A 13,174-nucleotide genomic window follows, 5' to 3' on the forward strand; every position below is an offset into this window, starting at 1 on the left:
CAGTTGGCCGGTTTTTTCGTTGAGCACCGTTACTCTACAGGCTGCGGACGGGTAGCTTCCGCCGTGGCTTGATGAGTGGCGCTATGGCCGCCTGCAGACCCTTTACCCTCAAAGGCAAACGGAGGACGAACCCAATCGCTTTGGCGCGGCGCTTCCGGCACGTATTCCGGAGCCGGTGCGCGGGTCATCGGCGCGGTCGCATGGCGAGTAGCGGTGGTCGCCGGTTGCGCTTTCACCACTGGCGCGGTGCTGATGACCGGCGTCGGTTCAACAACCGGCGCGGCTTCTTCAACGGCGGCAACGGTCGTTTCTTCGACAACAGTGGTTTCTTCTTCGGCAATCGTTGGCTGCGCAGTGACGGTTTCTTCAGTAGCTGGAGCAGGTGCGGTCTCAGTTTCTTCGACTACCGGCTCTGCTGGCTCACTGACTTCTGCCTGCGGCGCAACGCTTTCCGCAACAATTGCGGTCTCTTCAACCACCGCCGTTTCTTCGACGACCGGAGCTTCAACTACGGTCGCTTCTGCGGTCGGTTCGCTGGCCACTGCCGGTGCGACAGTTTCAGCTGCGACGGTTTCCGCAACGACAACCGGAGCGATAGTCTCCGCGACGACTGGCGTAATGATAGGCTCAACGTTGGCGGTTTCCTGTACCGGTAACTCTTCCTGCTGCTGATCATGCGCACGGGCAATTGGATAGCGGATCCACGCTTTACCTGACGCCAGCTCAGGCGACGCGCAGGCGATGGCCAGCGGCATCGGCGACTGGGTCGGATAACGCTCATCGCGGTAACGACGGCGACGTTGGCCGCTTACGCGCAGGTGGCGCGGAGAGCGACGAGAGCGACGCGGCATACCGTTAGATTCACGAGCGTCGCCGTTTTCATCCTGCTCAGCGGCAGTTTCAACGACGGCCGGCAGATCGACTTTTGCCAGTTCCGTACGCGGCGTAGTGGATTCCGCCTGCTGCTCAGCAACGGCTTCGACAACCTGCTCGGTTTCTGCGGATTCAAAGCGGACTTTCTGCGCCAGCTGACGCGGCTTACGACGCGGCATGCTCTGAACGCGCTCTTCCTGCTCGGTTTCCTGCTGTACTACCGGTTCTTCGCGGGTCTGAGTTTTCGCTTCCTGCTGTGCCTGACGCTTGTCATCATTACGACGGCGGTTGCGTTCACGGCGCGGTTGCTGTTGCTCATCGCGTGACTTGCCTTTATCAGACTCATCGCCCGCGTTTTGGCGAGATTCGCGCAGTTCAGCGTTCTGTGATTGTTTGTCACGACGGTTACGGCGGTTCTCCTCGCGTGATTCACGAGATTCGCGACCTTCTGTGTTTTCTCCGCGATTATCACGATTATCACGGTTGTCACGATTATCGCGGTTATCACGACGGTCGTTACGGTCGCGGCGATTATTAGAACGCGGTTTACGGCGCTCTTGCTGACGCTCAGGTTTCTCTTCAGTTTTTTGCTCGGCTTTGACTTCAGCCGGTTTAGCTTCTTCTGCGCCGGAGAAGATGTTTTTCAACGCGCCGAAGAAGCGGGACAGCAGACCAGGCTGGGCAGGCGTTGCTACCTTCGCTGCCGGAGCAGCGGCGGCTTTCGCTGCGGTCGGCGCGGCTGCGGTTTCTTCCTGTACCGGCGCAGGCGGCGCATCCGGCATCACGAAAGCAGCCAGCGCTGGCTCTTCGCGGCGTTTGCGTTCAGCCGGTTCTTCGTCAGACGGCATCGCCATCTCTTCTTCGTGCAGTTTCGGCAGCAAATAGCTCAGCGTTGAGGTTTCTTCGCCTTTACGCACGCGCAGTACGGAGTAATGCGGGGTTTGCATCTCATCGTTAGGGACGATGATGACGCGAATGTCGCTCTGGCGGGTTTCAATCGCGCTGACTGCGGCACGTTTTTCGTTAAGCAGGTAAGAAGCGATAGGTACCGGAACGATCGCGTGGACTTCTTTGGTGTTCTCTTTCAGCGCTTCTTCTTCAATCAGGCGCAGGATAGAGAGCGACAGCGATTCGTTGTCACGCACGGTACCGGTGCCGCTACAGCGTGGGCACACGTGGTGGCTGGATTCGCCCAGCGACGGGCTCAGACGCTGGCGGGACATCTCCAGCAGGCCGAAGCGCGAGATATGGCTGATCTGGATACGCGCGCGGTCCTGGCGGACGGCTTCACGCAGGCGGTTTTCAACCGCACGCTGGTGGCGGACCGGGGTCATATCGATGAAGTCGATAACGATCAGGCCGCCAAGGTCGCGCAGACGCAACTGGCGCGCGATTTCGTCAGCCGCTTCGAGGTTAGTGTTGAACGCCGTTTCTTCGATATCGCCGCCGCGGGTCGCGCGAGCGGAGTTGATGTCGATAGCGGTCAGCGCTTCGGTGCTATCGATAACGATAGAACCACCGGACGGCAGACGCACTTCACGCTGGAACGCGGATTCAATCTGGGATTCAATTTGGTAGTGGCTGAACAGCGGGATTTCACCGGTGTACAGTTTGATTTTGCTGCTGAAATCCGGACGACCGAGGGCGGCGATATGCTGGCGCGCCAGCTCAAGCACTTTCGGATTATCGATCAGGATTTCGCCGATGTCCTGGCGCAGATAGTCGCGGAAGGCACGCACGATAACGTTACTTTCCTGGTGGATCAGGAACGGAGCAGGGCGGCTCTCAGCGGCTTTCTGAATCGCTTCCCAGTGCTTCAGGCGGAAGCTCAGATCCCACTGCAGCGCTTCAGCGGATTTGCCAACGCCCGCGGTACGCACGATAAGACCCATGCCGTCCGGCAGCTGAAGGCTCGCCAGCGCTTCTTTCAGCTCGGTACGATCGTCACCTTCGATACGGCGCGAAATGCCGCCGGCGCGAGGGTTGTTCGGCATCAGTACCAGGTAGCTGCCTGCCAGGCTGATAAAGGTGGTCAGCGCGGCGCCTTTATTACCGCGCTCTTCTTTATCAATCTGAACAATGACTTCCTGACCTTCGCGCAGAACGTCCTTAATGTTAGGGCGGCCATGAGCGCTGTAATTGGCTGGGAAGTATTCGCGGGCAATTTCTTTGAGGGGGAGGAAACCATGACGCTCAGCGCCGTAATCGACAAACGCGGCTTCAAGGCTAGGTTCAATACGAGTGATTTTGCCTTTGTAGATGTTCGCTTTTTTCTGCTCGTGCCCGGGGCTTTCGATATCCAGGTCGTACAGGCGCTGCCCATCAACAAGAGCGACGCGCAACTCTTCCTGCTGAGTTGCGTTGATTAACATTCTTTTCATCGTAACTTACTCATTATTCTTACATTGACGACTAAGCTACGGGCAGAGTAACGCCTTACCGGGTGAAAACCGATGGCCTCGAGTCTGGTTCACGTCGCCAACCTCACGGTTGTCGCGCGCTTAAGAGGCGCAGAGTGTCGGTCGCCTGTGTTTCAAACGGAAACACAGCGCAATTATTCAGGGGAACAGCCTGGGATGTATCACCAGAGAATATTCCATTTATACACTTCATCCTTTAAGTGATTTCGCGTTGGCCGCGCTTGTTCACCTCAATCGATTGCTTGTACAACCGACTGAAGATTCTCTCTTTTGCAGCCTTGACGCACCTCAAACGATGTTGCGTATATTCTCATCGTCTCTCACGTCGCAGGAGTAATGGCTTAACCTGTTCACCTCAATCGGAGGATTCAGATGAACTCCCGGTGGTTCCGGAGTCGATGCCGTCCTGCCACGCAAAAATCTTATAGAGCCTGTGCCGGTAAGGACTGCAACCCGCAGCCCGCTAACTGTCTGAAAGATCAATACGTCTTACGCCATTGCTGCGTGGATGATCGGTCAGACAAAATTGGTCATTCCGCTAATTTCTTGTTCTAACAAGTGTCAACACGGAAAACGGCTTCATTATTCCATTGCTAACCTTGTTATAGCAAGTTCACTTTTACCTTTTATCACCGGGTTACTCACAGTTTTTTCACCAGCGTCTACAGATTGTTCTAATAACAAACAAAACGCCGATGAAGCATGCGATGAAAACCGGATACTGATAAATATAAGCATATAAAAATGAGTGGCGCTAATGCCCTCGGCTATTTAGAATCGCCGACCATGAAAACTGAGACTCCAACCGTAAAAATGGTTGCCATTTCCGCCGATGAAGCGGGGCAACGTATCGACAACTTTTTGCGTACGCAACTTAAGGGCGTACCGAAGAGCATGATTTATCGCATCCTGCGTAAAGGCGAGGTGCGGGTGAACAAAAAACGCGTCAAGCCGGAATATAAACTGGAAGATGGCGATGAAGTGCGTATCCCGCCGGTGAGGGTCGCCGAGCGCGAAGAAGAGGCCGTTTCGCCGCATCTGCAAAAAGTGGCGGCGCTGTCGGATGTTATCCTCTATGAAGACGAGCATATCCTGGTGCTGAATAAACCTTCCGGCACCGCGGTGCACGGTGGTAGCGGTCTGAGCTTCGGCGTGATTGAAGGGCTGCGCGCGCTACGCCCTGAGGCCCGTTTCCTGGAACTGGTCCACCGTCTCGATCGTGATACCTCAGGCGTTCTGCTGGTAGCGAAAAAACGTTCGGCGCTTCGCTCGCTTCACGAGCAACTGCGTGAGAAAGGGATGCAGAAGGATTATCTGGCGCTGGTCCGCGGTCAGTGGCAGTCGCACACGAAGGTGGTACAAGCGCCGCTGCTGAAAAATATTCTGCAGAGCGGCGAGCGCATCGTGCGCGTGAGCCAGGAAGGTAAGCCTTCCGAAACGCGCTTTAAAGTGGAAGAGCGTTACCCGTTTGCCACGTTGGTGCGCTGCAGCCCGGTTACCGGGCGTACGCATCAGATTCGCGTTCACACCCAGTATGCGGGACATCCTATTGCTTTTGACGATCGTTATGGCGATCGCGAGTTTGACAAGCAGCTTTCAGGGACAGGTTTAAACCGTCTGTTTTTGCATGCGGCAGCGCTGAAGTTCACTCATCCAGGCACCGGTGAAGTGATGCGTATTGAAGCGCCGTTGGATAACCAACTGAAACACTGCTTGCAGGTTTTGCGCAATAGCAAATAAGCACAGCGGCGGATTCATACTCCGCCGCTTTCTTTTATGGCTAGCTAAGCAGCGGGTTAAAGCCTTCCCGGCGCAACATCTGGCATAGCGCTATCAGCGGTAATCCAACCAGCGAATTAGGATCGCGTCCTTCCAGTCGCTCAAATAGCGTGATGCCTAAGCCTTCGCTTTTAAAACTGCCGGCACACTGCAGAGGGTTCTCTTTACGGATATAGGCCTCGATCTCCTGATCGCTTAAATGACGAAAATGGACATCGAAGGGTTCGCATTCCGTTTGCAGGTGTCCGTTGGCGGAATTGTAGAGCGCAAGCCCGGTATAAAAAGTGACAATCGTGCCGCTGGCTTTGCGTAGCTGACGGTGAGCGTTTTCTTCAGTGTGCGGTTTACCGGTGATTTCGCCGTCTAAGACGCAAACCTGATCGGAACCTATAATAAGGTGCTGAGGGAAGCGGGATGCCAGCGCCTGGGCTTTGGCTTGCGCCAGACGCACAACCAACTGGCGAGCGGATTCGCCGGGCTGAGGCGTTTCGTCAACCTCCGGCGCCGCGCATTCGAACGGCAGCGTGAGTTTTTCCAGCAGCATCCGCCGCCACGGCGAGGTTGAGGCCAGGAGAAGATTAGACATATTTTTTCATCCACATATAGCGCTTCGCAGAGCATCATTTTAAACTATGCGCCGCAATGTGTGCGAATAAATGGCAAAAGGCAACCTGAGGCTGCCTTTTTCTTTGACTCTATGACATTACAAAGTTAATATGCGCGCCCTATGCAAAAGGTAAAATTACCCCTGACTCTCGATCCGGTTCGCACGGCTCAAAAACGCCTTGATTACGAGGGTATCTACGCCCGTGATCAGGTTGGCCGTGTCGCCGATTCAGTCGTCAGCGTGGACAGTGATGTGGAATGCAGTATGTCGTTCGCTATCGATAACCAGCGTCTCGCCGTTATTACCGGTGATGCGAAGGTGTCGGTAACCCTCGAATGTCAGCGTTGCGGGAAACCGTTCCCTCATCATGTTCACACAACGTATTGTTTCAGCCCTGTCAGAAATGACGAACAGGCAGAAGCACTACCGGAAGCGTATGAGCCGATTGAGGTTAACGAATTCGGTGAAATCGATCTGCAGGCGATGGTTGAGGATGAAATCATTCTTTCCTTGCCGGTAGTTCCGGTGCATGATTCTGAACACTGTGAAGTGTCCGACGCGGACATGGTCTTTGGCGAACTGCCTGAAGAGGCACAAAAACCAAACCCATTTGCCGTATTAGCCAGCTTAAAGCATAAGTAATTGAGGAGTAAGGTCCATGGCCGTACAACAGAATAAACCAACCCGTTCCAAACGTGGCATGCGTCGTTCCCATGACGCTCTGACCGCAGTCACCAGCCTGTCTGTAGACAAAACTTCTGGTGAGAAACACCTGCGTCACCACATCACTGCCGACGGTTTCTACCGCGGTCGCAAGGTAATCGCTAAGTAATCACGCCTTACTCCGTGGATTTCACGTTGCAAGAAAACGTAGTCAACGTCCTTGTAACGTGAAAGACAAGAGTAAAAGCGTGGTGAAGCTTAGTGAGGATCTCCCCAGGTAACTGGGGAATAACCGAACCGGGCAGCGACGATACCTTGACACGTCTAACCCTGGCGTTAGATGTCATGGGGGGCGATTTTGGCCCATCCGTGACAGTGCCTGCAGCACTGCAGGCACTGAACTCTAATTCGCAACTCACACTTCTTTTAGTCGGCGACCCCGACGCCATCACGCCATTACTTGCCAAAGCTGATTTCGAACAACGTTCGCGACTGCAGATTATCCCTGCACAGTCAGTTATTGCCAGTGATGCGCGACCCGCGCAGGCTATCCGCAGTAGCCGCGGAAGCTCGATGCGCCTGGCGCTGGAGCTGGTGAAAGAAGGGCGAGCCGAAGCCTGCGTTAGCGCGGGAAATACCGGCGCGCTGATGGGATTGGCGAAGTTATTGCTTAAGCCCATTGAGGGGATTGAGCGCCCGGCGCTGGTGACGGTACTGCCGCATCAGCAAAAGGGCAAAACGGTAGTGCTGGATTTAGGCGCTAACGTCGATTGCGACAGTACAATGCTGGTGCAGTTCGCCGTAATGGGCGCAGTGTTAGCTGAAGAAGTGGTGGGGATTAAAAACCCACGCATTGCGTTGTTGAATATCGGTGAAGAAGAGATGAAAGGTCTCACCAGCATTCGCGATGCGTCGGCAATGCTCAAAAAACTGCCGTCCTTCAACTATATTGGTTACCTTGAAGCTAACGAACTGTTGACGGGGAAAACGGATGTTCTGGTTTGTGACGGATTCACAGGCAACGTCACATTAAAGACGATGGAAGGTGTTGTCAGGATGTTCCTTTCGCTGCTGAAATCACAGGGAGAGGGAAAAAAACGGTCGTGGTGGCTGATTTTATTAAAGCGTTGGTTACAAAAAAGCCTGAGCAGGCGATTCAGTCACCTCAACCCCGACCAGTATAATGGCGCCTGTCTGTTAGGATTGCGCGGTTCTGTGATCAAAAGTCATGGCGCTGCCAACCAGCGCGCATTTTGCGTCGCAATAGAGCAGGCAGTGCAGGCGGTGCAGCGGCAGGTTCCACAGCGGATCGCCGCTCGCCTGGAATCGTTATACCCAGCAGGCTTTGAACTGCCAGGGAGCAGCAGCGGTAACGGGAATGCCCGACAGCACACCGGGACCAACGGATACGACTGACGCCCTGCGGTTTGAACAACGCGGGTATATTACCCAAGAGTGACTGAGCGTACATGTATACAAAGATTATTGGCACCGGCAGCTACCTGCCTGAGCAAGTGCGTACTAACGCCGACCTGGAAAAAATGGTTGAAACGACTGACGAGTGGATTGTCACACGTACAGGTATTCGTGAACGCCGTATTGCCGCAGCGAACGAGACAGTTGCTACGATGGGCTTCGAAGCCGCAAAGAAAGCGCTGGAAATGGCGAATGTCAACCCGGAACAAATTGGTCTGATCGTTGTTGCGACCACCTCGGGTACTCATGCCTTCCCGAGCTCTGCGTGCCAGATTCAATCTATGCTGGGTGTCAAAGGCTGTCCGGCGTTTGACGTCGCAGCTGCCTGCGCGGGCTTCACCTACGCGTTGAGCATCGCCGACCAGTATGTGAAAAACGGCGCCGTAGATTACGCGCTGGTGATTGGCGCCGACGTGCTGGCGCGCACCTGCGATCCAACCGATCGCGGTACGATCATTATCTTCGGCGACGGCGCGGGCGCAGTGGTGCTTGGCGCTTCTGAAGAGCCAGGCATTATTTCCACGCATCTGCATGCCGATGGCCGCTACGGTGAGCTGTTAACGCTGCCGAACGCCGATCGCGTAGAGCCGGAAAATCCGATTTATCTGACGATGGCCGGCAACGAAGTGTTTAAAGTTGCGGTCACCGAACTGGCGCATATCGTTGACGAGACGCTGGCGGCCAATAATCTTGAGCGCTCGGCGCTAGATTGGCTGGTGCCGCACCAGGCTAACCTGCGGATCATCAGCGCGACGGCGAAAAAGCTGGGAATGTCGATGGATAATGTGGTGGTCACGCTCGATCGTCACGGTAACACTTCTGCCGCCTCGGTCCCTTGCGCGCTCGATGAAGCCGTTCGCGATGGCCGTATTCAACGCGGCCAGTTGATTCTGCTGGAAGCCTTCGGTGGTGGTTTCACCTGGGGTTCCGCGCTGGTTCGTTTTTAGTATAAGGATTTAAACATGACGCAATTTGCTTTTGTGTTCCCGGGACAGGGCTCTCAGGCTGTCGGTATGCTGGCAGATATGGCCGCGACCTGGCCAGTTATTGAAGAGACTTTCGGCGAAGCTTCCGCAGCGTTGGGTTACGATCTGTGGGCGCTTGCCCAACAGGGCCCGGCAGAAGAACTGAACAAAACCTGGCAAACGCAGCCGGCGCTGCTGACCGCTTCCGTCGCGTTATATCGCGTATGGCAGCAGCAGGGTGGTAAAGCGCCGGCGCTGTTAGCCGGTCATAGCCTTGGCGAATACTCTGCGCTGGTCTGCGCGGGCGTGATTAATTTCGCTGATGCCGTTCGTCTGGTTGAACTGCGTGGCAAATTCATGCAGGAAGCGGTACCAGAAGGTACCGGCGCGATGTCTGCAATTATTGGCCTCGACGACGCGTCCATCGCTAAAGCCTGTGAAGAATCTGCACAAGGGCAGGTGGTTTCGCCAGTGAACTACAATTCACCGGGTCAGGTGGTTATCGCCGGGCACAAAGAAGCCGTTGAGCGTGCAGGCGCTGCGTGTAAAGCCGCAGGCGCCAAACGTGCGCTGCCGTTGCCGGTCAGCGTACCGTCTCACTGCGCGCTGATGAAACCTGCCGCTGAAAAACTGGCGGTAGAGCTGCAGAAAATCACTTTTAATGCGCCGACCATTCCAGTTGTGAACAACGTCGACGTGAAGTGTGAAACCGCGCCTGATGCTATCCGCGACGCGCTGATTCGCCAACTGTACAGCCCGGTTCAGTGGACTAAGACCGTTGAGTTTATGGCATCTCAGGGCGTCGAGCACCTGTATGAAATGGGCCCGGGTAAAGTCCTCACCGGCCTGACCAAACGTATTGTTGACACCCTGACTGCTTCTGCGCTCAACGAGCCGGCTGCGATGTCTGCGGCGCTTGAGCAATAAAAGAGGAATACCATGAGTTTTGAAGGAAAAATCGCGCTGGTTACCGGTGCGAGCCGCGGTATCGGCCGCGCAATCGCTGAAACCCTCGCCGCGCGCGGCGCGAAAGTTATCGGTACTGCCACCAGCGAAAGCGGTGCGCAGGCAATCAGCGACTATTTAGGCGCCAACGGTAAAGGTCTGATGTTGAATGTGACCGACCCGGCATCTATTGAATCTGTTCTGGAAAATGTTCGCGCAGAGTTTGGCGAAGTTGATATCCTGGTCAATAATGCCGGGATTACTCGTGATAACCTGTTAATGCGAATGAAAGATGATGAGTGGAACGATATTATCGAAACCAACCTGTCATCTGTATTCCGTCTGTCAAAAGCGGTAATGCGCGCTATGATGAAAAAGCGTCATGGGCGTATTATCACTATCGGTTCTGTGGTTGGTACCATGGGAAATGCTGGTCAGGCTAACTACGCTGCGGCGAAAGCGGGTCTGATTGGTTTCAGTAAGTCACTGGCACGTGAAGTTGCGTCTCGCGGTATTACTGTAAACGTTGTTGCTCCGGGCTTTATTGAAACGGACATGACGCGTGCGCTGACCGATGAGCAGCGTGCGGGTACGCTGGCTGCAGTTCCTGCGGGGCGCCTTGGCTCCCCAAATGAAATCGCCAGCGCGGTTGCATTCTTAGCCTCTGACGAAGCGGGTTACATCACTGGTGAAACCCTGCACGTCAATGGCGGGATGTATATGGTCTGACCGAGATTTGCGCAAAATGTTCAGGAAGCGCGCAGTCTGCACGCTTGCGGGTACAGTTTTGTGCGAAATCATTTGCGTTATTAGGGCAAACAGCCGCAAAATAGCGTAAAATCGTGGTAAGACCTGCCGGGATTTAGTTGCAAATTTTTCAACATTTTATACACTACGAAAACCATCGCGAAAGCGAGTTTTGATAGGAAATTTAAGAGTATGAGCACTATCGAAGAACGCGTTAAGAAAATTATCGGCGAACAGCTGGGCGTTAAGCAGGAAGAAGTTACCAACAATGCTTCCTTCGTTGAAGACCTGGGCGCTGATTCTCTTGACACCGTTGAGCTGGTAATGGCTCTGGAAGAAGAGTTTGATACTGAGATTCCGGACGAAGAAGCTGAGAAAATCACCACCGTTCAGGCTGCCATTGATTACATCAACGGTCACCAGGCGTAAGTGAACATCTCCAGGCGGTCATTCGACCGCCTGAGTTTTATCTTTTTTTGTCCCACAAGAATCTATTTTCCCTCCCTGGAGGACAACCGTGTCTAAGCGTCGTGTAGTTGTGACCGGACTGGGCATGTTGTCTCCTGTCGGCAATACCGTAGAGTCTACCTGGAAAGCTCTCCTTGCCGGTCAGAGTGGCATCAGCCTGATCGACCATTTCGATACTAGCGCCTATGCAACGAAATTTGCTGGCTTAGTAAAGGATTTTAACTGTGATGATATCATCTCGCGCAAAGAACAGCGCAAGATGGATGCCTTCATTCAATATGGAATTGTCGCTGGCGTTCAGGCCATGCAGGATTCTGGCCTTGAAGTGACGGAAGAAAACGCAACCCGCATCGGCGCCGCTATCGGTTCCGGTATCGGGGGCCTCGGCCTGATCGAAGAAAACCATAGTTCGCTGGTAAACGGCGGACCGCGGAAGATCAGCCCGTTCTTCGTTCCGTCCACAATTGTTAACATGGTGGCCGGTCATCTGACCATCATGTTTGGTCTGCGTGGACCGAGTATCTCCATCGCGACCGCGTGTACTTCAGGCGTACACAATATCGGCCACGCGGCACGTATTATCGCCTATGGCGATGCCGACGCGATGGTTGCCGGTGGTGCAGAGAAGGCGAGTACGCCGCTGGGCGTAGGCGGCTTTGGCGCTGCGCGCGCGCTGTCCACCCGCAATGACAACCCGCAGGCGGCAAGCCGTCCGTGGGATAAAGAGCGTGATGGCTTCGTGCTGGGCGACGGTGCTGGTATGGTCGTGCTGGAAGAGTACGAGCATGCGAAAAAACGCGGCGCGAAAATCTACGCAGAGATCGTTGGTTTTGGTATGAGCAGCGATGCGTACCATATGACGTCTCCACCGGAAGATGGCGCTGGCGCTGCGCTGGCGATGGTTAACGCCATTCGCGACGCGGCGATTGAACCGGGCCAGATTGGCTATGTCAACGCCCACGGTACTTCGACGCCAGCCGGTGATAAAGCAGAAGCCCAGGCGGTGAAATCCGTGTTTGGCGATGCGGCAAGCCGCGTGATGGTGAGCTCCACCAAATCAATGACCGGCCACCTGTTAGGCGCGGCTGGCGCAGTAGAGTCTATCTACTCTATTCTGGCGCTGCGCGATCAGGCGGTTCCGCCGACCATCAACCTGGATAACCCGGATGAAGGTTGCGACCTCGACTTCGTTCCTCATGAAGCGCGTCAGGTTTCCGGTATGGAATACACCCTGTGTAACTCCTTCGGCTTTGGCGGTACTAACGGTTCGATTATCTTCAAAAAAGTATGATCAACCGCTAATGCTGGTTTAAGCGTTGACGAAAAGACCCGCCTGGCGGGTCTTTTTTTATTCGGTTTTCTCCGCTTGTTCTCTGCTTTTTATCCTGAGACACTGTGCCACCGGTGAGAGGAGCCCCCTATGTTCTTGATAAATGGTGTCGAGCAGGATGTGCTGGCAGCAAACGACCGTGCAATTCAATTCGGTGATGGGTGTTTTACCACCTCGCGAATCATCGACGGCCAGATAGCCTTCTTCAATGCCCATTTGGGCCGCTTGCAAGATACTTGCGAAAAACTCTTGATACCTTTTTCTGAATGGGAAACGTTGGCCGCAGAAATGCAAGAACTGGCAAAGCCACATCGAGAAGGCGTACTCAAAGTGGTCATAACGCGTGGTTCAGGAGGTCGGGGATATAGCGCGAGCGGATGCATTCAACCTACCCGCATGATGAGTGTGTCGTCTTTCCCCGCGCATTATGCGCGTTGGCGAGAAGAGGGAATAACCCTGGCGTTAAGCCCGATCCGTCTGGGGCGCAATCCTTCGCTGGCGGGGCTCAAACATCTTAATCGCCTCGAACAAGTCTTAATTCGTTCTCATCTTGAGCAGACGGACGCCGATGAGGCGCTGGTTCTTGACAGCGACGGGTGGCTTACGGAATGCTGTGCCGCGAATGTGTTCTGGCGTAAAGGAAGCCAGGTGTTCACGCCGCGCCTGGATCAGGCGGGCGTTAATGGCATTATGCGCCAGCACTGTATGGTTATGTTGGCACGTTCTTCTTTTGATGTTGTCGAAGTATCCATGCGCCCTGATGTACTGCGCGATGCCGATGAAGTGCTGATTTGCAATGCGCTTATGCCGCTGGTACCGGTTTGTCGTTGGGATGACGTCTGTTGGTCTGAACGCGATCTTTACCATTTTTTAGCCCCATTGTGTGAGCTGCCTGGTTAGT

At 54.6% G+C, this 13,174-nt stretch carries 12 protein-coding genes; 10 read left to right on the top strand and 2 right to left on the bottom strand.

Annotated elements, in window-relative coordinates; all coding sequences use genetic code 11:
• Positions 1-29 precede the first annotated feature (29 nt).
• Entirely contained in the window at positions 30-3,254 is a 3,225-nt protein-coding gene (rne, locus tag EAE_RS16615) for a ribonuclease E (protein WP_015705034.1), read from the bottom strand.
• An 825-nt stretch (positions 3,255-4,079) separates the two neighbouring features.
• Between rne and rluC the strand changes: the two genes are divergently transcribed.
• Entirely contained in the window at positions 4,080-5,033 is a 954-nt protein-coding gene (gene rluC / locus EAE_RS16620; RefSeq protein ID WP_015705035.1) for a 23S rRNA pseudouridine(955/2504/2580) synthase RluC, read from the top strand.
• 40 nt (positions 5,034-5,073) lie between these two features.
• Here rluC and EAE_RS16625 read toward each other — a convergent pair whose 3' ends face one another.
• The gene (locus EAE_RS16625) at positions 5,074-5,658 is read right to left on the bottom strand and encodes a Maf family protein (RefSeq protein WP_015367195.1); all 585 of its coding nucleotides are present in this window, start codon (positions 5,656-5,658) and stop codon (positions 5,074-5,076) included.
• A gap of 141 nt (positions 5,659-5,799) precedes the next feature.
• Here EAE_RS16625 and yceD point away from each other — a divergent pair, with 141 nt between their 5' ends.
• The 9 genes from yceD (at position 5,800) to pabC (ending at position 13,173) form a co-directional block, all read left to right on the top strand.
• Positions 5,800-6,321: a 23S rRNA accumulation protein YceD gene (gene yceD / locus EAE_RS16630; protein ID WP_015705036.1), complete on the top strand. Its 522-nt coding sequence runs from the start codon at positions 5,800-5,802 to the stop codon at positions 6,319-6,321.
• 16 nt (positions 6,322-6,337) lie between these two features.
• The gene (gene rpmF / locus EAE_RS16635) at positions 6,338-6,511 is read left to right on the top strand and encodes a 50S ribosomal protein L32 (protein ID WP_000290724.1); all 174 of its coding nucleotides are present in this window, start codon (positions 6,338-6,340) and stop codon (positions 6,509-6,511) included.
• 146 nt (positions 6,512-6,657) lie between these two features.
• A complete protein-coding gene (plsX, locus tag EAE_RS16640) occupies positions 6,658-7,758 on the top strand; it encodes a phosphate acyltransferase PlsX (protein ID WP_086557245.1) in 1,101 nt (366 codons plus the stop codon).
• Positions 7,759-7,811: 53 nt separating this feature from the next.
• Positions 7,812-8,765, top strand: coding sequence for a beta-ketoacyl-ACP synthase III (locus EAE_RS16645; RefSeq protein WP_015367192.1), 954 nt, complete (start codon positions 7,812-7,814; stop codon positions 8,763-8,765).
• Between the two features lie 15 nt (positions 8,766-8,780).
• The gene (gene fabD / locus EAE_RS16650; RefSeq protein ID WP_015367191.1) at positions 8,781-9,710 is read left to right on the top strand and encodes an ACP S-malonyltransferase; all 930 of its coding nucleotides are present in this window, start codon (positions 8,781-8,783) and stop codon (positions 9,708-9,710) included.
• 12 nt (positions 9,711-9,722) lie between these two features.
• On the top strand, positions 9,723-10,457 hold the full coding sequence (gene fabG / locus EAE_RS16655; protein WP_015367190.1) for a 3-oxoacyl-ACP reductase FabG: 735 nt from the start codon (positions 9,723-9,725) through the stop codon (positions 10,455-10,457).
• A gap of 210 nt (positions 10,458-10,667) precedes the next feature.
• Entirely contained in the window at positions 10,668-10,904 is a 237-nt protein-coding gene (gene acpP, locus EAE_RS16660; RefSeq protein ID WP_000103754.1) for an acyl carrier protein, read from the top strand.
• Positions 10,905-10,992: 88 nt separating this feature from the next.
• Positions 10,993-12,234, top strand: a complete 1,242-nt coding sequence (gene fabF, locus EAE_RS16665; protein WP_015705037.1) for a beta-ketoacyl-ACP synthase II — start codon at positions 10,993-10,995, stop codon at positions 12,232-12,234.
• A 129-nt stretch (positions 12,235-12,363) separates the two neighbouring features.
• A complete protein-coding gene (pabC, locus tag EAE_RS16670) occupies positions 12,364-13,173 on the top strand; it encodes an aminodeoxychorismate lyase (RefSeq protein ID WP_015705038.1) in 810 nt (269 codons plus the stop codon).
• The last annotated feature ends 1 nt before the right edge of the window (position 13,174 follow it).

Origin of the sequence: Klebsiella aerogenes KCTC 2190 (assembly GCF_000215745.1) — a bacterium.
GTDB lineage: Bacteria > Pseudomonadota > Gammaproteobacteria > Enterobacterales > Enterobacteriaceae > Klebsiella > Klebsiella aerogenes.

Bases quoted from the DNA above. Each gene is read 5' to 3' on its own strand.
- yceD (WP_015705036.1), top strand. From the start codon at position 5,800: ATGCAAAAGGTAAAATTACCCCTGACTCTCGATCCGGTTCGCACGGCT.
- pabC (WP_015705038.1), top strand. From the start codon at position 12,364: ATGTTCTTGATAAATGGTGTCGAGCAGGATGTGCTGGCAGCAAACGAC.
- EAE_RS16645 (WP_015367192.1), top strand. From the start codon at position 7,812: ATGTATACAAAGATTATTGGCACCGGCAGCTACCTGCCTGAGCAAGTG.
- fabG (WP_015367190.1), top strand. From the start codon at position 9,723: ATGAGTTTTGAAGGAAAAATCGCGCTGGTTACCGGTGCGAGCCGCGGT.
- acpP (WP_000103754.1), top strand. From the start codon at position 10,668: ATGAGCACTATCGAAGAACGCGTTAAGAAAATTATCGGCGAACAGCTG.
- fabD (WP_015367191.1), top strand. From the start codon at position 8,781: ATGACGCAATTTGCTTTTGTGTTCCCGGGACAGGGCTCTCAGGCTGTC.
- EAE_RS16625 (WP_015367195.1), bottom strand. From the start codon at position 5,658: ATGTCTAATCTTCTCCTGGCCTCAACCTCGCCGTGGCGGCGGATGCTG.
- rpmF (WP_000290724.1), top strand. From the start codon at position 6,338: ATGGCCGTACAACAGAATAAACCAACCCGTTCCAAACGTGGCATGCGT.
- rluC (WP_015705035.1), top strand. From the start codon at position 4,080: ATGAAAACTGAGACTCCAACCGTAAAAATGGTTGCCATTTCCGCCGAT.
- rne (WP_015705034.1), bottom strand. From the start codon at position 3,254: ATGAAAAGAATGTTAATCAACGCAACTCAGCAGGAAGAGTTGCGCGTC.